The organism is Oceanobacillus sp. FSL K6-3682, from assembly GCF_037976165.1.
In the GTDB taxonomy this organism is placed as follows: domain Bacteria; phylum Bacillota; class Bacilli; order Bacillales; family Amphibacillaceae; genus Oceanobacillus; species Oceanobacillus sojae.
The window spans coordinates 1,938,966-1,956,392 of sequence record NZ_CP150263.1; the positions used below are offsets into that span (position 1 = coordinate 1,938,966).

Annotated in this window: 20 protein-coding genes and 1 pseudogene; 17 read left to right on the forward strand and 4 right to left on the reverse strand. The window is 37.8% G+C overall.

Translation table 11 applies throughout. From position 1 onward, the window contains the following. The first annotated feature begins 31 nt into the window (after positions 1 to 31). The 3 genes from MHH51_RS09775 (at position 32) to MHH51_RS09785 (ending at position 2,342) form a co-directional block, all read left to right on the forward strand. On the forward strand, positions 32 to 682 hold the full coding sequence (locus tag MHH51_RS09775; RefSeq protein ID WP_147208330.1) for an amino acid ABC transporter permease: 651 nt from the start codon (positions 32 to 34) through the stop codon (positions 680 to 682). Further along, the gene (locus MHH51_RS09780) at positions 682 to 1,404 is read left to right on the forward strand and encodes an amino acid ABC transporter ATP-binding protein (protein WP_147208328.1); all 723 of its coding nucleotides are present in this window, start codon (positions 682 to 684) and stop codon (positions 1,402 to 1,404) included. Before MHH51_RS09775 ends, MHH51_RS09780 begins: the two co-directional genes overlap by 1 nt. Positions 1,405 to 1,697: 293 nt before the next feature. After that, complete coding sequence (locus MHH51_RS09785) at positions 1,698 to 2,342, forward strand: hypothetical protein (RefSeq protein WP_147208326.1); 645 nt, start codon at positions 1,698 to 1,700, stop codon at positions 2,340 to 2,342. Positions 2,343 to 2,623: 281 nt separating this feature from the next. On the opposite strand, the gene MHH51_RS09790 is transcribed toward MHH51_RS09785, so the two are convergent. Together MHH51_RS09790 and MHH51_RS09795 are read right to left on the reverse strand one after the other, a co-directional pair. Next, positions 2,624 to 3,754, reverse strand: coding sequence for an FAD-dependent oxidoreductase (locus tag MHH51_RS09790; protein WP_147208324.1), 1,131 nt, complete (start codon positions 3,752 to 3,754; stop codon positions 2,624 to 2,626). After that, positions 3,747 to 4,211: a DinB family protein gene (locus tag MHH51_RS09795; RefSeq protein ID WP_339285845.1), complete on the reverse strand. Its 465-nt coding sequence runs from the start codon at positions 4,209 to 4,211 to the stop codon at positions 3,747 to 3,749. Before MHH51_RS09795 ends, MHH51_RS09790 begins: the two co-directional genes overlap by 8 nt. A 354-nt stretch (positions 4,212 to 4,565) precedes the next feature. On the opposite strand from MHH51_RS09795, the gene MHH51_RS09800 reads away from it, so the two are divergent. After that, positions 4,566 to 5,489, forward strand: coding sequence for a manganese-dependent inorganic pyrophosphatase (locus tag MHH51_RS09800; RefSeq protein ID WP_339285847.1), 924 nt, complete (start codon positions 4,566 to 4,568; stop codon positions 5,487 to 5,489). Positions 5,490 to 5,732: 243 nt separating this feature from the next. Continuing rightward, the gene (locus MHH51_RS09805) at positions 5,733 to 6,209 is read left to right on the forward strand and encodes an SRPBCC domain-containing protein (protein ID WP_339285849.1); all 477 of its coding nucleotides are present in this window, start codon (positions 5,733 to 5,735) and stop codon (positions 6,207 to 6,209) included. A 187-nt stretch (positions 6,210 to 6,396) separates the two neighbouring features. On the opposite strand, the gene MHH51_RS09810 is transcribed toward MHH51_RS09805, so the two are convergent. Beyond that, the gene (locus MHH51_RS09810) at positions 6,397 to 7,602 is read right to left on the reverse strand and encodes an ISL3 family transposase (RefSeq protein ID WP_339233414.1); all 1,206 of its coding nucleotides are present in this window, start codon (positions 7,600 to 7,602) and stop codon (positions 6,397 to 6,399) included. A gap of 230 nt (positions 7,603 to 7,832) precedes the next feature. Beyond that, complete coding sequence (gene cspD, locus MHH51_RS09815; RefSeq protein WP_077603415.1) at positions 7,833 to 8,033, reverse strand: cold-shock protein CspD; 201 nt, start codon at positions 8,031 to 8,033, stop codon at positions 7,833 to 7,835. A gap of 363 nt (positions 8,034 to 8,396) precedes the next feature. Here cspD and MHH51_RS09820 point away from each other — a divergent pair, with 363 nt between their 5' ends. From MHH51_RS09820 to MHH51_RS09875, 12 genes and pseudogenes are all read left to right on the forward strand, one after another. Next, positions 8,397 to 8,726 carry a CotD family spore coat protein gene (locus MHH51_RS09820; RefSeq protein ID WP_339285852.1) on the forward strand — a complete coding sequence of 110 codons (330 nt, stop codon included), beginning with the start codon at positions 8,397 to 8,399 and terminating at the stop codon, positions 8,724 to 8,726. 163 nt (positions 8,727 to 8,889) lie between these two features. After that, a complete protein-coding gene (locus tag MHH51_RS09825) occupies positions 8,890 to 9,444 on the forward strand; it encodes a DUF1273 domain-containing protein (RefSeq protein ID WP_156985485.1) in 555 nt (184 codons plus the stop codon). A 67-nt stretch (positions 9,445 to 9,511) separates the two neighbouring features. Then, on the forward strand, positions 9,512 to 10,183 hold the full coding sequence (locus MHH51_RS09830) for an SIMPL domain-containing protein (protein WP_186813523.1): 672 nt from the start codon (positions 9,512 to 9,514) through the stop codon (positions 10,181 to 10,183). A gap of 597 nt (positions 10,184 to 10,780) precedes the next feature. Further along, entirely contained in the window at positions 10,781 to 10,939 is a 159-nt protein-coding gene (locus MHH51_RS09835; protein WP_339285855.1) for a hypothetical protein, read from the forward strand. Positions 10,940 to 10,988: 49 nt separating this feature from the next. Next, positions 10,989 to 11,498, forward strand: coding sequence for a GNAT family N-acetyltransferase (locus MHH51_RS09840; protein WP_339285857.1), 510 nt, complete (start codon positions 10,989 to 10,991; stop codon positions 11,496 to 11,498). Positions 11,499 to 11,516: 18 nt separating this feature from the next. Continuing rightward, on the forward strand, positions 11,517 to 12,008 hold the full coding sequence (locus MHH51_RS09845) for a GNAT family N-acetyltransferase (protein WP_147208312.1): 492 nt from the start codon (positions 11,517 to 11,519) through the stop codon (positions 12,006 to 12,008). 184 nt (positions 12,009 to 12,192) lie between these two features. Further along, positions 12,193 to 13,371, forward strand: a complete 1,179-nt coding sequence (locus MHH51_RS09850) for an ROK family transcriptional regulator (RefSeq protein ID WP_339285859.1) — start codon at positions 12,193 to 12,195, stop codon at positions 13,369 to 13,371. 17 nt (positions 13,372 to 13,388) lie between these two features. Further along, positions 13,389 to 14,669: a hypothetical protein gene (locus MHH51_RS09855; RefSeq protein WP_339285861.1), complete on the forward strand. Its 1,281-nt coding sequence runs from the start codon at positions 13,389 to 13,391 to the stop codon at positions 14,667 to 14,669. Beyond that, positions 14,669 to 15,841, forward strand: a complete 1,173-nt coding sequence (locus tag MHH51_RS09860) for an MFS transporter (protein ID WP_339285863.1) — start codon at positions 14,669 to 14,671, stop codon at positions 15,839 to 15,841. Before MHH51_RS09855 ends, MHH51_RS09860 begins: the two co-directional genes overlap by 1 nt. A 193-nt stretch (positions 15,842 to 16,034) precedes the next feature. Continuing rightward, positions 16,035 to 16,517 carry a GNAT family protein gene (locus tag MHH51_RS09865; RefSeq protein WP_156985479.1) on the forward strand — a complete coding sequence of 161 codons (483 nt, stop codon included), beginning with the start codon at positions 16,035 to 16,037 and terminating at the stop codon, positions 16,515 to 16,517. A gap of 96 nt (positions 16,518 to 16,613) precedes the next feature. After that, positions 16,614 to 16,847: pseudogene (locus MHH51_RS09870) on the forward strand (CotD family spore coat protein); the annotation flags it as partial. Between the two features lie 49 nt (positions 16,848 to 16,896). Then, a complete protein-coding gene (locus MHH51_RS09875; protein WP_246145020.1) occupies positions 16,897 to 17,049 on the forward strand; it encodes a hypothetical protein in 153 nt (50 codons plus the stop codon). Positions 17,050 to 17,427: the final 378 nt, after the last annotated feature.

Consider the following 17,427-nt stretch of genomic DNA (forward strand, 5'->3'; position numbering starts at 1 on the left):
TCCTTATTTTATTGACTAGAGAGGTGAGAGAATGTTTGATTTTGGTCAAGTAATTGATTTTTTACCGCAGTTAGGTAAAGGTTTATATTATACTTTATTAATTTCAATTGTTGGTTTGTTAATTGGTTTTATATTGGGGGCTATATTTGGTCTGGGAAGAATATCTAAAAATAAATTCTTTTTTATTATCGCATCTATTTATGTAGAAGTTATTCGAGGCACACCAGTACTTGTTCAGGCTATTTGGCTTTACTTCGCACTACCAATTATTCTGCAATTCCAAATGGCTTCGATTACTGCGGGGATTGTTGTTATCGCAATAAACTCTGGAGCGTATATTGCGGAGATTGTACGCGGATCTGTTGATTCCATTAATAAGGGCCAGATGGAGGCGGGACGTTCTCTGGGATTGAATAAGCACCAGACTATGCGCTATATTATTTGGCCGCAGGCTTTTAAGCGGATGATACCGCCGCTTGGTAACCAATTTATTATTAGTATTAAGGATACCTCCTTATTGTCCGTTATTTTAGTTCCAGAATTAATGTTCCAGGGCAGATATATTGCATCGAATCATTTTAATGCAGTCGAGATTTATACAACAGTAGCTTTGTTTTACTTAGTAATTAATTTTAGCCTGTCCTTATTACTGCGTTATATAGAAAGAAGGTTGAATTACTAATGATAACTGTACAGGATTTACACAAAAGCTTTGGAGATAATGAAGTTTTAAAGGGAATTAACTGTGAGGTAGAAGAAAAAGAAGTAGTATGTGTTATTGGTCCAAGTGGATCAGGTAAAAGTACTTTTTTACGTTGTTTAAATTTATTAGAGGATATTACAAGCGGAAATGTTATTGTTGATGGCTATAATTTAAAGGATAAGACAACAGATATTAATATGATTCGCACCGAAGTGGGGATGGTATTCCAGCAATTTAATTTATTTCCACATAAAACTGTGATTGAAAATGTAATGCTTGCTCCTCGGAAAGTCCGTAAGATTTCTGTACAAGAGGCAAGGGAGCGTGGAGAAGCGTTGCTGAAAAAGGTAGGCCTCGCAGAGAAGGCGGATCAGTATCCGGCACAATTATCAGGGGGACAGCAGCAGCGTGTAGCAATAGCGCGTGCACTTGCGATGGAACCGAAACTGATGCTTTTCGATGAACCGACTTCAGCACTTGACCCGGAGCTTGTTGGAGAAGTTCTGGAGGTAATGAAACAATTGGCAAAAGAGGGAATGACCATGGTTGTGGTGACACACGAAATGGGATTTGCCAGAGAGGTTGCTGACAGGGTAATGTTTATGGATGAGGGTATTATTATGGAAGAAGATACACCGGAAATTATCTTTACAAATCCAGCTTCGGAACGGACGAAGAACTTTTTAAATAAAGTTTTATAATATAGGGTAAGGCAGGTTTATGGGATAGATAGATTCTATAAGCCTGCTTTTATCATTGGAATATACTTTTTTAAAGATAAGGGGAGCCCTCTTTTTATTTGCTATGAAAAAGCGTATAATTGAATCAGTTTCCATAAGGTTGTCTCATTGTGGGGAGAAGATTATAAATTTTATCATAGAAATATTTCGACATAGTGAAAATTTTAAGTACTAAATATAAGTGTAACTAAGGTAATCCAAGCCTGGAAATGGCCTGAATTACAAAGTTTTCTATAGAAAGAAGGTTCTTGGCTTTGGCTAAATCATTTCGATGGTTATTTTTTTTGCTCGGATTATTGGTTTTTAGCGCTGGAATATCACTGACCATTAATATGCAGCATTTAGGTGTGCATCCATGGGACGTTTTAAATGTTGCTATGTTTGATAAAATTGGATTTACGGTTGGAACATGGAATATTATTATTTCTTTTATACTGATTGGTGTATGCTTAATTTTAGACCGAAGATACATAAAAATAGGTACTTTTTTTAATGCTGTGCTTATAGGATCTTTTGTTGATTTCTATCATTGGACAGGAATCCTTCCGACAGCAACGAATACATGGCTGGATGTTATTTTCATGTTAATTGGTATTTGTATTATGGGTTTTGGCGGGGGAATGTACAATGCCGCCGGTGTCGGTTCTGGGCCACGTGACGGCTTTATGCTTTCTATTGCAGATAAATTAGGAGCACCTATTGGCAGAGTGAGAATTATAACAGAATGCAGCGTACTGGTGTTAGGATTAATTATTGGCGGGCCGGTATTTATCTTTACATTTGTGTTTACCTTCATTCAAAGTCCTATATTTCAGGCTACATATCTAAAACTGGGGGATTTTGTATTAAAGATAGAATATAAACAAAATGAGAATAGAAAGAAAAGGGATGTCTCATAAAAGCTGAGATAAACATAAGTAAATTAAATGCAGTAGACAGTATGAAAATTTAACCTGGATAAGAAAAAGGGCCGATTCTCAGGAGTATGAGTGAACCGGCCCTTTTTCTGCAGGATAAACCAAACTATTGAATAATGCAGCTATACTTTCTTGGTTGCCTTCAAAACCCTGTAGCCATAACCAGACAAAGAAGGCAGTCAGGATAATTAGAAGAAGGATGATGATAACGATATATGATCCCTTCATATGGGATTCACCTCTTTTCATCATTTATCATAATGTTAAGCTTCGTTTGTTATTAATGCAGATGTTACATCATAATGATTTAAATCGATATCAAGTTTTTCATTTAAGGCTAATTTTGCAAGCTGCTGTCCAAGATATGGTCCCATGGTCAGCCCGGATGAACCAAGTCCGTTCGCAAGCAGTACATCTTGATACCCGGGCAGTTCTCCGATAACGGGTAAGAACCCGGGGGTGTATGGTCGGAAACCTACACGAGTCTCTAAAATTGTTGCTTCTGCTAAATCTGGCGCAATCGCAAGTCCCTGATCTAAAATTTCATGTACAGCAGCAGCGGTAACACGGTAATCAAAATCGATTTTGTCTTCATGGGTTGAACCAATCACAAAGCGGTTGTCATCCTGTGAAAGTAAGTATTTGCTTCCAGGCGGCATTACAACGGGCCAATCTGCTGTTTGCAAAGCTGGGATTTCCAGGTGCATAATTTGTGCACGTTGAAAGGAGACATCCAATCTGATTCCCAAAGGCTCAATGGTTTCCTTCATCCAGGCACCACTTGCTAAAATAACCTTTTCAGCATCTATTATTTCACCATTATATTTCACACCTGTTATGGTATTTTCTGATGCGTACAGCTCTGCATTGCCGGATAAAAGAACAGCTCCGTTAGCCTCGGCTGCGTTCTTTAGGGCTTTTAATAATTTTCTTCCATCAACCCGTGCGGCACCGCTGATAAAGACAGCTTGATAATCCTTGTCCAGAATAGGGAAACGGCTGTGTGTTTCTTCAGCGTTAAGCCTGGTAATATCACCAATTTCTGGAGCGTCTTCCCGTCTTTTATGCGCTCTTTCCTCCATACCATCTAACTTTTTAGAATCAGTATGTAAGCTTAATGCTCCAACTTGCCGATAACCGGTATCTTTCTCGCCTAGACTCTCTAAATCAGCTATAAGAGATGGATATATTGCTGCACCATTTTTGGCAATGTGATACCATTTTTTATTACGGCGCTGAGAAATCCATGGACAGATAATTCCAGCAGCAGCATCCGTTGCCTGACCTTTATCATGCCGGTCAATAAGAATGACCTCTGTACCTTGTTTAGAAAGGTAAAAGGCGGTACTGGCACCTAAAATGCCACCGCCAATAATAACATAGGGTTTACTCATTTTTATCCTTTGCAACAACCTGATGCATTGCTTTGATTTTACCAAGATGCTCTGCTTCATGGAAGGAAAGCATAATCAGCAGATCGCCTTGTGTTTCGACACTGCCGAATGGGACTTTAAATTGCACATTTGATTTCCAGAATAACTCATTAAATTCATTAATGCGCTGTTGCTGTACTTCTAACGCTTCTAATAACACTTCTAAGCTTGGCGGTTCCTCCTGCCAATCCTTAGGGCTTGTTCCAGAACTGAACAGCTGGGCATAGCTCGCAGGTATATTTTCTGATTTCTTAGGATAGCGGAATAAGAATTTTTCCATTGTTACAAGCGCATGACCTAAATGCCAGCGGATTGTATTATTAAAATAATCTGCTTGTACATCAATAACAGAATCGTCCAATTCTGAAGCGTAGGTGAGTAAAGCAGTACGCGTTAAGTTAAATTGTTTTCTTGTCATTTCATAAATCCCTCCAATGAGATTAATTATAATCTAATAATGATTACTTTTACAGTATTTTGAGGCAGAATGAAAATATTTCCGGTATTTTTTAAAGAAAAAAGATTAGGGCTGGAGCATTAGAGGTTAAATATGATAATCTATATATATGCGTTCAAAAAGTACGATGAAAAGGATCAAGAAGTTCAAGGCGACGAGCTTTTTCCGAACGGACTATCATAGGATGTGATGACTTCAGTGTTACCCACACGACGTGGGCGTTCTTAGTAGAAGTTCCTTTTATCGCCATGTCATTTTTATTGGACTTTATGAACATCTTCTATATGGAAAGTTTGTCGAGGGAGGAAATAAAAGATGTCAAAAACACTCATTTTCGGACATAAAAATCCAGATACGGATACAATTTGTTCCGCTTTAGCTTATGCTGATTTAAAAACAAAACTTGGGGCAGAGGTAAGCCCGGCCCGTTTAGGTGAAGTAAATGGAGAAACACAATTTGCTTTAGACCAATTTGATGTAGAGGCGCCCCCGCTTGTTCAAGGACTTGAAGATGGTGCCGAGGTTATTTTAGTAGATCATAATGAATTCCAGCAAAGTGCTGATAACATTGAGAATGCTGTTATCCGTGAAGTCATTGACCATCACCGCGTATCTAATTTTCAAACAAAGGAGCCGCTGTATTTCCGTGCAGAGCCAGTCGGCTGTACAGCAACCATCCTGAACAAGATGTACAAAGAAAATAATGTTGCATTAGACAAAAATATTGCTGGGTTATTATTATCCGCCATTATTTCTGATTCTCTATTATTAAAATCACCAACCTGTACAGAGGAAGATGTGAAAGCAGCACATGAACTAGCTGAAAAAGCGGGTGTGGATTTAAAAGAGTACGGTTTAGGAATGCTGAAAGCCGGCGCAGATATCAGTGATAAAACTGTGAAAGATTTGATTACAATGGATGCCAAGGAATTTGCGATGGGTGATGCAAAGGTGGAAATTGCTCAAGTAAATGCAGTGGATGTCAGCGAAATCTATCAGCTTCATGATGAGCTAGTAAGTGAAATTACAGCAACAGTTAATGAAAAAGGATTAGACTTATTCCTGTTTGTTGCAACAGATATCCTGAATAATGATTCAGAGGTTCTGGCAGTCGGCCCTGCGAAGGATAAAGTAGAAACAGCCTTTCGTGCTGCTTTAGATGGAAATGACCGTGCTTTATTAAAAGGTGTTGTTTCCCGTAAAAAACAAATTGTTACAGCCTTAACAGAGCAGTTTTAAGGAAGATATAATGCTTAAGTAAAACATACAGAGAAACCCTTCTATATCACATGAGTAGAAGGGTTTTTTATACCCTGTAGAAATAGAATAGAAGCATTAATTTTTACAGATAGAAACATCTGCTTGTCTGACTCGTGAGAGAATTTTGCTTGGTTTGTCATCAATAGAATTATTTTTGCGCAATTGAGAAGAAGTTTATTGCATTCCTGTTTGTTAAACTTTAAAAAGGAAGGGGGCTCTATCATGGCAAAGGAATCAAGTAACAGAAGGATAGATTCTGCATCAAGGTTGATTATGGCATCACCGCAAACCATATATCAGGCATTCGTAAGTCCGAAAGCATTAATTTCATGGCTGCCGCCAAGTGGAATGTCGGGTCATATTGAAAACTTTGATCCTAAAAAAGGCGGAGAGTACAGGATAATTCTAATGTACGAAATGGATAACTTACATCAGGGCAAAACTACAGAAAACACAGATGTAACACAAGGAAGGTTCCTGGAGTTGGTTCCAAATGAACGAATTGTACAAACCGTAAACTTCGATTCTGAGGATCCGGCATTCTCGGGAGAAATGATACAAAAATGGTTTTTTGAAGCTGTTTCAGAAGGGACAAAGGTTACTATCGTCTGTGAGAATGTGCCTGAGGGGATACGAAAAGAGGATCACGATACAGGGTTAAGGTCTACACTGGAGAACCTTGCTATCTTTACGGAATAAAGAAAGGTAAAAATCCATATTGATTTTTTAGTGTTATTTCATGATGAAGGAGAATAGCAATCCTGTTTGCCTGAGGAGTCTGTGAAGTCCAAATATAGGTTCACTGGTATTGGAGAGCAGTTGTTGGAGGATAATGAAGTTTGGTTCTATGTCAAATGTGGTGGTGGAATATCATTCCTCCACCTCTTTATTTATAAGCTTGCTTTAAGACAAGCTTTACCTCTTGTTGCCATAGAATTTTCTTTCTCATTCGATCAAACTGTTTAATCCCATAAGATAATCTTTTTAATACTTTAATCGTATTATTAACGCCTTCTATGTAGCCATTATTAAAGGGATACATAAAAGAATGCAGAATTTCTTGTTGCCATCTTTTAAATGTACGTGCGACACGATGAAATCCCTCTAACGCGGATGCATTCAACTTCTCCAGGCACGCTTCTAATCCAGCAGTTGCGTTGTGCGCATCACTTTCCTTAAACCACGTATCCAATTCATGCTTTAAACCATAAGCTTCCTTTAAGCGGGGATCTATCCTTAATAATTGCTCGACTTTCTTCTTCTGATCATCTGAACAGGTTGTCCATGATTTCCACAGAAGTTTTTTGGAACGTTTCATTCGAATTCGATCTTTCTTGGGCAGCTCCTTTTGAACTTCACGGCGGACCTCATCTAGAGCCCAATAGGCCTGACGCATAAAGTGAAAACGGTCAGCGATAATCAGAGGATTTCCCAGTGCTTTTCGAATTGCTTGTTTAAACGCTTGAGATAAATCCATTACTACCATTTCTACTTTACCTGTATCACAGGACTTTAAGTACGCTTCAATGGTTTCCACTTTTCGATTTGGCAAGATATCGATAATTCTTCGGTTCTCCACATCGACCACATTCAATTGAAACCTCTCTCCATCCGCGTCACCTTTAAACTCATCGATCGCAATGACTCGCGGCAACACTTTGCTGGTAGTTAACTCCTTCTGATCAAACCACCGTAAGACACGATTCACTGTTACTCCGGTTACTAGCGCCGCTGTACGAAAGGAACTCACCGCTGCATGCATCATCGCTGTCGTTTGCACACTCGCCATACAACGTTGATACCGATGAATCATTTGTAGACGCTCATAAAATGTGTGATGACACGACGTGCAAATATAACGTCGTTTTCGCAGGGAAAGATGAACTTCCTTGGTTGTAAACGCTGGTCCTTGAATGCTTTGCCAACGATAGCCATGTATCCGCTTGGTTCTTTTACGGCAAAAAGGACATTTCTGCATACGCTGTTTCGTGAATAATTCTGCAATAAAATAACTTTCTTCTTCTCTGATATCCCACACATCTACATGCGTATCTTTAATTCCTAACAACTCTGTGATAAAATGATGATGCACTCTTTTCCTCTCCCATTCCTTTTGTCTCGACAACTCAAGGTTACCAGAGAGAGGAAATAGAGTGTATTTTTTTGTCTCCGTTCCATCTGGCGATGGAACGGAGGGCACCACCACATTCAGTATAGAGCCTGAAGTTTTAACTCTAAAGCGATAAAAACACGACTTTTAAATCAATTTAATATAAATAAAAAAGCTGACCAATATTGATCAGCTTTTTTTCTATCTGCTTATTAGCCTTTTACAACGTTAGCAGCTTGTGGTCCACGGTTTCCTTCTTCGATGTCGAAAGTAACTGTTTGACCTTCTTCTAAAGTTTTGAAACCATCGCCTTGGATTGCTGAGAAATGTACGAATACATCGTCTCCACCTTCTACTTCGATGAAACCGAAGCCTTTTTCAGCGTTAAACCATTTTACAGAACCTGTGTTCATTCTTTTACCTCCACGTGCAATTGTTGCACTGTTTATTACTATTTAGTTCAAAGTTGAATCTCAAGACGAAAGATCAATTCTTTTATTGTATCTCATCCTGTGTTTCTAACGAACTTAAATAATTATCTATAGTATATCACACACCTATCATAAAATGCCAACTTTTTTCGAAAAAAAGTTGCTAAAAGATTATTTTAATGTGTTTTTGGAACTATTTCGCTATTTGTTATTGACCTTAAAAAACCATAGAAACAGGTTTTCTACTGCTGATTTAAAATCATAAAAGAAATTGGGTATCTGTCTTATTCGACCTGTACGTTTATAACATACATTGAAAGAGAGAAGAAAAAGGAGGCAGAGCGTATGCAAGGTAGAGGACAATTTAATCAGCAGCGTCCTAATGAAAAGACCATTGTTCATCCGACAAAGCATCAATATGTTCATACGTCATCAGAAGCCATTGTTAATCATATTCATCCCATGCACACAACCTATGTGAATCATCATTCTATAAAAAATCAATATCGCCAGCCGTATGGGAAAGAAGTATTTATGGGCAGGCAGCATTCAGGATCGCGACCGCCATTCCTCTCTCCGCCAATGGGGTTACCGGGACAAATACCCCCTGGACCCAATGGAGAAATGGGAAGGCATCCGGGTGCTCCTCCATGGAGAAGACCGGGAATGTGGTAACAACAATAAGGCAGCAAAGGACTGCCTTATTGTGATGGGGTGGACTGGCTTTCAAAACAAGTATTCCTGCGTTAGAATGGTATGTAGCATATAATACTAATAAATGAATAAAGAATTAAAACCATATAAGAGCTATAATGTTTTATCAGGAAAGGATAGTAAAGTGAAAATATTACATGTAACAGGCTATAAACCAACAGAATTGGGTATCTTCAAAGAAAATGACCCAAGGATTGTTTTTATTAAGGCGGCTTTGGAAAAAAGACTGCGTACATTTATAGAAGAAGGATTAGAATGGGTTATTATTTCTGGACAAATGGGTATTGAGCAATGGACAGCGGATGTAATTATGGATTTAAAAGAGGAGTATGATGTGCAAATAGGTGTTTTCCCTCCATTTGAAAACCAGGATCAGCGTTGGCCTGATCCTATCAAGGAAAAATACGAAGAGTTAATGATGACTGCCGATTTTTTTAAGCCTCTCTATAAAGGGGAGTATCAGGGAGCTTATCAATTTCGGGCGAAGGATCTGTGGCTGATTGATAAAAGTGATGCCGCCTTGCTTCTTGTCGATGATGAATATCCCGGCAGCGTCAAATTTTTTTATGATGCTACCAAGCGGACATCTAAAGAGTACCCCATTTTTACGATTACTCCTCAGGATTTAGATGATATTGTGCAGGAGCTGCAAATGCAGGATCCGAATTATTGGGATTAGCCGGAGAATTCTTGAATGGTACGACCCTTATACAACATAGGATGGTATGAGGGGAGGGACGTTTGCAATGTATTATACTTATGGACCGCCTAATTATGGGCATAGAATGCCGGAGCGCCAGAATAATCAGCAGCAAGGTACGATTACAGTGACTGGTGTCGGTACCGTTATTGTTTCACCAAGTATTGCTCGTATTCAATTAGCTGTTTCAACAACCAATATTTCTTTGCAGGAAGCGCAGGAAGAAAATGCAAGACGAATGAACCAGGTTCTGGAGGTTTTGCAGCAAATCGGTATTCCAAGAGAGCGAATCCAGACAACCAGCTTTTCCGCAAGACCTGTTTATAGTTATCAAGATGGTAATCAGACATTGCAGGGGTATGAGGTACGGAATGAAATAACGGTTGTTACAGAAGATATGGACCGGATAGGAGAGATTATTGATCGTGTTACTGAGAATGGAGTGAATGAGGTTGTTTCGATTGAATTTTCCGTAGACAATCCGGAAAACTTTTATATGGAAGCATTAAGCTTTGCACTTTCAGATGCAAAAAAGAAGGCGGAAAGCTTAGCAGAACAGTTGGGTGCAAATTTAAGCCCAGTTCCATTAAAGATAAACGAACAGACCTCATCACCTGGTGTCGGACCGGCACAGGTATTTAAAATGGTATCTACACCAATTGAGCCGGGAAATCAATCGGTAGAAGCAAGATTGGAAGTGGTTTATCAGGTGCAGTAGAGAGAATGTTTCATCTGTTTATCGCAGTGTAACGGACTTTATGACGCCCGCTCCAAGGATGGAGAAAAATCAAGACTTCTAAGTGGGAGATCAAACAGCCAGTAATAGCCTGACTGGCCCAGGGATCTTAAGGAAGGCCGCTTTTTGTTCATACCTTAAGGTGCATGCCTTTTGGTACTAACAATCAGTGAGGAAAAGAGAACACCTCCTGATTGAAATTTCACTTTATATAAAAAGAAATACAAATCAAGTCAGCTAAAATGCTTGGTTTGTATTTCTTTTATAAATGGACTGGCCCTGCTTACATATAAAAATAAGAGTAAACAATGTATAAAATAATTGCAGCAATAATCAGCAGCCCGTTAACATTAAAAATAAGCCGTAATATTTTAAAATTCCTTCCTTATTTTGTCACTGAAATACCCAATCATAGTGAATATTGTAACATTATTACCATTACCTTGTTTTACAGATTTTTTTGAACGGAAAATTCCTTCTTCTGTAGCGATAGAGACAAGTAGAGCATAATAACAAAACTATCACTAAGTGGAAATGGGTTTTATAATATAAGTATAAAAAGAAAAAGGAGATGGTATTTTGGGTTTCTTATTAAGCTTTATCGCATTTATTCTTCCGTTTATTATTTTATTTTTTGTTGTAGCTGCAGGAGTTAAACGAGGTATTGACAGTTCCGAGACAGGTAAAGCAATTTTAAGAGGTATGGTAGAGCAGGAGAATGCCAAGAAGAAAAAATAAATAGGGAACCTTGGGATATTTTTAAATTGTATTGAAAGGGGAGATGGGATTGGATTATAAAGTGAGATCGGCGAAGAAAGAGGACTTTACTGCAATTCAAGATGTTGTTTACACAAGCTGGCACGATACATATGAGGGGATTATACCAAGAGATATCCAGGATGAATTTTTAAACTCATCCTACAGTAATAAAACAATGCAGCAGCGAATCGAGTATTCTCATCTTTACGTGGTGGAATCTGATAAACGAATTGAGGGATTTGCCAATTTCAGCCCTGTGTCAGAAGAGGGCGTCAGTATATTGTATGCGATTTATTTGTACCCGGATACGCAGGGAAAGGGAATGGGGACAAAGCTGCTGGAATATGCGATTGATGAATTATCACCAGCATTCATCCATTTGAATGTGGAAAAAGATAATAAAAAAGGAATGTCATTTTACCAGACAAAAGGATTTCAAATTATTTCTGAATTTACAGAAAATATTAGCGGACATACCTTGTATACCTGCAAGATGGAATTAGATGTGAACCGTTACAATACAGGAAGGGCGTCATAAAGTGAAGAGGAGAAACAAATGATGGAATTACGAAAAATAACCGAGGATAACATAGACGAAGTAATAGCGCTTGAAGTGGGGGAAACCCAAAAGGATTTTATCATGGCTACTAACCTACGATACATTGCAGATGCTTATGTGTTGAATGCAGAGGGGGAACCAACTATTCCATTCGCCATTTATGCTGATGATGTTGTGGTAGGGTTTTTGATGTATTCTTATGATACATTGGATCATGAATCATTTGAAAATGAAGCATTTTACAGAAAGAAGAGTTATTTTATTCACCATATTATGATTGACAAGCATTATCAGGGGAAACGGTACGGCAAGCTTGCCTTTGAAAAAATGTTGGTGGATATTGAAGCAATGCCTTATGGAGAAGCAGAGTATATAGCACTCTTTTACCATACAGATAATATCAAAGCTAAAACATTATACGCTTCATTTGGTTTTTCAGAACCAGGAATTATTCAGGATAATTCGATCATGGCGGTAAAAACTCTGTAAAACCTGAACACATTTTCTTTTAATCAAAAAATAAATAAAAAAAAGATTGACAACCAATCATTAAGTTCATAAAATAAACTTAATGATTGGTTTTTTATTTTTAAACTAATATAAAAGCCCTTACAAATTTAAAAAGTAATTTTATTTACAATTTAAGTTTATAATATAAACAAGGAGAAGGATTATGTCTGTAAATATGCCAAGTACGATCAGAAAAATGAATAAAGAAATTGTATTGAATACGATTCGCGAGGAGGGACCGCTTACAAGGGCTCAAATTTCAAAGGAGTCCGGGATAACGAAGGCGACGGTTTCAGAAATAGTCTCTGAGCTGATAGATGAACAGCTGGTTACTGATGAAAAAGAAGATGATGATACTAGTCGGAGAGGAACTAAACTCAGCTTTGCAAAAGATTCGTTTTATGGAGTTGCGGTTGATCTTGGAGGAACAAAAATTAATATCTGCCTGTTTAACCTGGAGGCAGAAATATTAGGACAGTATCAGACGCCAACCTATAAAACAGACAGCAGTGAAGCATTTATCGATTCACTTACAGAAGATATTGAAGCGTTTATAGCAGAAAAACAAGTTCCTAAGGAAAAAATGAAAGTTATCAGCATAGCAACTCCAGGGATTGTTGATTACAAAGCTGGCGTCGTCCTTGAAGGTTCGCCGAATTTACCTGAATGGTCTAACCTTCATTTAAAAGAAATGCTGTATAAAAGAACAGGAATCGAGATTGTTATAGAAAATGATATTCGGGCAGCTTTAATCGGTGAGCTGTATAAGGAAGAAGCACAAACTTCATCCAGTGCCGTATTAATAGGCCTTGGAACAGGAGCTGGTTCAGCATTATTTATGGATGGGAAAATCATACGCGGGGCGAATAATGCAGCTGGAGAAGTTGGCTATATGCTCTTTAATCGTGAACATCTGTATGCCCCTACGGATAAAGGTTATTTTGAGATATTATGTGCAGGTTCCGGCATTGAAGAGAGCTACCATAAGTTAAAGGGAGAGAAGGTCACTCCTGAAGCTATTTTTAAGCTAGCTTCACAGGGCGATCTCACAGCAAAATATATTGTTGATAAATTTAGTGACTATTTAGCAATAGGAATTTTAAATATTAATGCTGTGATTAACCCGGAAAAGGTTTTACTTATGGGAGGTGTTACGAAATCTGCAGGGCTTTTCCTGGAGGATGTAAATCAAAAAATCGCAAATCAGACCTTCTCTAATACAAAGGTCCAAGTAGAACTCTCGAGCTTAAAGGAACAGGCTCCACTATATGGTGCAGCTGTTTTAGGATTGAGCACTGTATTTCCATCTATTAATTTCATCAAGGATGCACAGCTATATTAATAAGGAGGCAGAAAAACATGGCAGGAATTCATATTCATCCACATGATGTTTTAGACGAAGGTGTGACGCAAATAAAGGATTTAATAGGAGAAATGACAGACATCAATTATATTTTTCCGCAAATGAATACCATTTTTGAAAGGAATCCTTATCCTATTGGAGTTCTTCCACATAATCCGAAGCATAAATTTGTGCAGGGGAAAGGAGAAATGCATGTCATTTTGCCTTCCTATAAGGGAGAGGCGATTGATCAAAAGCGAAATACTGGGTTGACATCTGATGCAGATCCATTAATGATTTTGAAAAATGAAATGACAGATACGGATATTCAAATTATTCCATGGGCAAATATTTTAAATGGTGATTTTACAGGAACAGCAATTCAAGATAATTTGGTGGTTGATGATCAAGGAATAGCAGTAGAAAAATGGTTGTGTCCTAATGCACCAGATGTTATTGATTTTTGGGAAAAAGTATTTACAGATACTTATCAGCGTTATGGTTATACCACCTATATGATTGACCGCATTCGTTATCCTGATTGGGCAGGGGAGAAGGTTGATCCGCGGGGACTTTTAACTTGCTTCTGCCCTCATTGTGAAAAGAAAATGTCTGCTAGAAATCTGAATATAGATGATATAAAAGAAAAATTAGCTGAAATAAGAGCTTTATTGAAAGATAAACAATTTAATCAGGTTGTAGATATATTAACTCAAGATCAAAGCTTAAAGGATTGGCATCGTTTTAGACAAAATAGTGTTACAACATTTATTGCAAATCTTACGCAGCGCTTGAAGCAGGTAGATAATCGTTTTGCATTTTTGCTTGATTTGTGGCCGCCGGCATACAGCTGGATCTTAGGGCAGGATTATTCCCAATTAACAAGATATTCCTCGAGCCTCAAGCATTTTCCATATCACAAATTAGGAGGCGGTGCAGATGTACAAGGAATGATAGACTATTTTGCTGATGACTCAAATGAATCAGAAAATGCTTTTAAAGCATTTAACAGACTATTTGGTTTATATGACGACTTATCTTACAGCCAGTTTAAAAAAGAGGGATTTCCAATTCGCTTTGTTGCTGAGCAAAATAAGCTGGCACGCAAAAAATCACAGCCCGACACGCATATATTCAGCGGTATTCAAATGTGGAATATTGAATCCGAAAAGCTGGTCGAGGCAGTGAAAGCAGCAGATGAAAGTGAAGCAGATGAATTGATTTATTATTGTTATGGCTGGGCAGACCGAGAATTATTTCATGCCATTGGCCAATACCGGAGAGGAGATAACAGCTAATGAGTAACAGCAGACAACGCGTGAAAGCATTTATTCTCATATTTACAACAATGTTTATTCTTGGAGGAATCCAAAATACGAAAGGGATTGTATTAGAAAAGGTTCAGTCAGATATCAATCTGGATATTGGTCAGGTAGGAACAATGGTATCTATCTTTCAAATCGGCTTTTTGTTAGCCAGTTTAATAGCAGGGTTTGTTGTAGATAAAAAAGGCATCAAATTTATGATGTTAGCAGGTACAATTAGTATGATTATAGGACTTGCGGGTACAAGCTTTGCTTTCTCTGTTGCATTTTTCTTAGGCTTTTATCTGGTGGTGGGTGTCGGAATTGGTGCTATGACCGTTTCTGTTGCTACGATTATACCTACCTTTTTCCAGAGTAAAGCGGGGGCCATTTTTAATCTGGCGAATGCTTTGTTTGGAATGGGGATGATTTTTACACCACTTATTCTTAATGCGATGTTTGCAAATAATATCAGCTGGCGCTTCTTCTATGCTGGGGTTGCAGTTTTAGTGGCATTGATTATTCTTGTCCTATTATCATTGGAAAACGAAAAGGTGGAGCAGGGAGAAGAGATAAACCTAAAAAGCTTTATGAGTCTCTTTGCAGATAGACAGGTTATGCTTGTTATTTTATTCATTCTTTTCTATGTAGCAGCGGAAGCAGGATTTCTTAATTTCTTCCCGATTTTCTATACTTCTCTGGATATTGGCGGAATGGACGTTGCGCAAAAAGCGGAAATTGCTGCTTATGTTATCGCCAGCTTTTCCATCCTGTTTACTTTAGGACGTTTTGCAGGAGGGTATATCAGTTACAAATTTGGAGAAAAACGTACCTTGGTTACTTTTTCATTGATGGCGTTAATTGCGATTATTATTACACGTTTATTTATCACCGAGTTTGCTTATATAGCAATGATATTTGGACTTGCTTTATCAGTTCTCTTCCCGACGGCACAAGGAATTGGAGCGAAAATCACAGATAAAATCGGTTCGTTGCAAGGTTTGATTTATGTAGCTTCCGGCCTTGGAGGAGCACTTATCGGCTGGGTAGTTGGAACTGTGTCGCAATCTTTTGGTATACAAAACGGTTTTAACTTGCTTATCGTGTTTGTGGGACTTGTTTTTATAATATCTTTATTTATAAAAACACCACAAAAGACTGCTTAACAGACAGAAATGATGTTGTATGCCATTAAAAGAAGTTATTTTATAGATGATGACGTGAAACAAGCAGAAGAAATCCTTCTGCTTGTTTTTTTGAATTGAAAAGAAAATAATATAGCTGATGAAATTCTATATTCCCCTCTTCAGAAAATTATGGAATAATAAAGGTAGGCTAAAGGGAAAGTGGGGATGCTTAATGGATATACATATTGCTCGAATGACACAAAAATATGCAGTTGAGGCACTTTGCTGGAAGTACGAAAAGCCATATGATTTTTATAACAATGTATTAACAACTAGCGCCATTGTTGAACTGCTTGGCGGCAGCTATTATGCAATAGTAGACTCATCATATAAATTAATTGGTTTCTTTTGTACCGGCCGTTCAGCAAAAATCCCAGCCGGAGAAAGAAACGCTGTTTATATAGAAGACTGTGTGGATTTGGGCTTGGGAATGAATCCTGTTTTGACGGGAAAAGGACATGGAGATCAGTTTCTAAAACGGATCCTTCACTTTATTGAGCTGGAGTACAAGGGAAAGCCAATCAGGCTTACTGTCGCTTCTTTTAATAAAAGGGCAATCCGCTTATATGAAAAGAATAATTTTATCAAAGAGCACCAATTTCAATATAAAGATATGGAATTTATAACGATGAAGCGGAACGGTACAATAATATAGAAAAAACGTACATTTATTGTTTTAATAGTTATTTGTGTAGGACAAATCCACTTCTTTTCATAAGATGTATTATGCATTGGAAAGGAGGGAGTTCAAATGAGCCAAAATAACTGTCAATGCAGCCGTTGCCGTAATTCTAACAGGGATGAGGAAGTCCGTGTTCATCCAACAAGACATGAGGTACGTCACAGCAAAAGTGTAAAGACTGTAAAAAACATTCATCCAACTGAAATTAAAAATGTGCACCGCACTATTATCCGAAATGAAAACTATTATCCAGTTAGAGAATCCAATGTGAACGAAACGGTTGTTGAGAATTACGATTGTGGCAGTGATGTAAACAATTCAAGCAATTGTCGCAGAGTAGGTGGTTCTAACAATGGCGGGAATGGAAACAATTGTGGAAACCACTCTAACCATTGTCGGAAAGAAAATAACAGAGGTTCCAGAGACTGTTCATGTGAAAGAAAGCGTCCTTGCTGTTCTAACCGGAAACGTAATTGGTTCTTTTAAACAATGTAATTTCACTTAGTAGGAGGATAGACTATTCTTCTATTATTAATAATTTGATAAAATAACTCTTATTGAGAAAGCATTCCAAGGGGATAGAAGCATCCTCTCTTGAAGGATTTCTTGATAGGAGTCTTTTTTATACAAGAATATATAAAAATGCTGGAGTGGAAATCTTTTTGGCAAGAATACCAGTATTTTAAAGACCAAGTCATTTCCTTAGTTTTTCTTATTGAAATATGGAAGCTTTTAATGAAATACTCTTAGTAATTGCTGATGAAGAAGCGCGATTTGCTTAAAGTTGTTTGTGCCTTTTGGTAAAGATTTATTATTTATCCTGCATATATGCTGGAAATTCCTGAGCAGATTTCTTGAGGTAGATAAATCATTATGGTAATAA

Bases quoted from the DNA above. Each gene is read 5' to 3' on its own strand.
- MHH51_RS09860 (WP_339285863.1), top strand. From the start codon at position 14,669: ATGAGTAACAGCAGACAACGCGTGAAAGCATTTATTCTCATATTTACA.
- MHH51_RS09790 (WP_147208324.1), bottom strand. From the start codon at position 3,754: ATGAGTAAACCCTATGTTATTATTGGCGGTGGCATTTTAGGTGCCAGT.
- MHH51_RS09855 (WP_339285861.1), top strand. From the start codon at position 13,389: ATGGCAGGAATTCATATTCATCCACATGATGTTTTAGACGAAGGTGTG.
- cspD (WP_077603415.1), bottom strand. From the start codon at position 8,033: ATGAACACAGGTTCTGTAAAATGGTTTAACGCTGAAAAAGGCTTCGGT.
- MHH51_RS09780 (WP_147208328.1), top strand. From the start codon at position 682: ATGATAACTGTACAGGATTTACACAAAAGCTTTGGAGATAATGAAGTT.
- MHH51_RS09875 (WP_246145020.1), top strand. From the start codon at position 16,897: ATGGCGGGAATGGAAACAATTGTGGAAACCACTCTAACCATTGTCGGA.
- MHH51_RS09805 (WP_339285849.1), top strand. From the start codon at position 5,733: ATGGCAAAGGAATCAAGTAACAGAAGGATAGATTCTGCATCAAGGTTG.
- MHH51_RS09865 (WP_156985479.1), top strand. From the start codon at position 16,035: ATGGATATACATATTGCTCGAATGACACAAAAATATGCAGTTGAGGCA.
- MHH51_RS09850 (WP_339285859.1), top strand. From the start codon at position 12,193: ATGTCTGTAAATATGCCAAGTACGATCAGAAAAATGAATAAAGAAATT.
- MHH51_RS09830 (WP_186813523.1), top strand. From the start codon at position 9,512: ATGTATTATACTTATGGACCGCCTAATTATGGGCATAGAATGCCGGAG.
- MHH51_RS09820 (WP_339285852.1), top strand. From the start codon at position 8,397: ATGCAAGGTAGAGGACAATTTAATCAGCAGCGTCCTAATGAAAAGACC.
- MHH51_RS09800 (WP_339285847.1), top strand. From the start codon at position 4,566: ATGTCAAAAACACTCATTTTCGGACATAAAAATCCAGATACGGATACA.
- MHH51_RS09845 (WP_147208312.1), top strand. From the start codon at position 11,517: ATGATGGAATTACGAAAAATAACCGAGGATAACATAGACGAAGTAATA.
- MHH51_RS09775 (WP_147208330.1), top strand. From the start codon at position 32: ATGTTTGATTTTGGTCAAGTAATTGATTTTTTACCGCAGTTAGGTAAA.
- MHH51_RS09795 (WP_339285845.1), bottom strand. From the start codon at position 4,211: ATGACAAGAAAACAATTTAACTTAACGCGTACTGCTTTACTCACCTAC.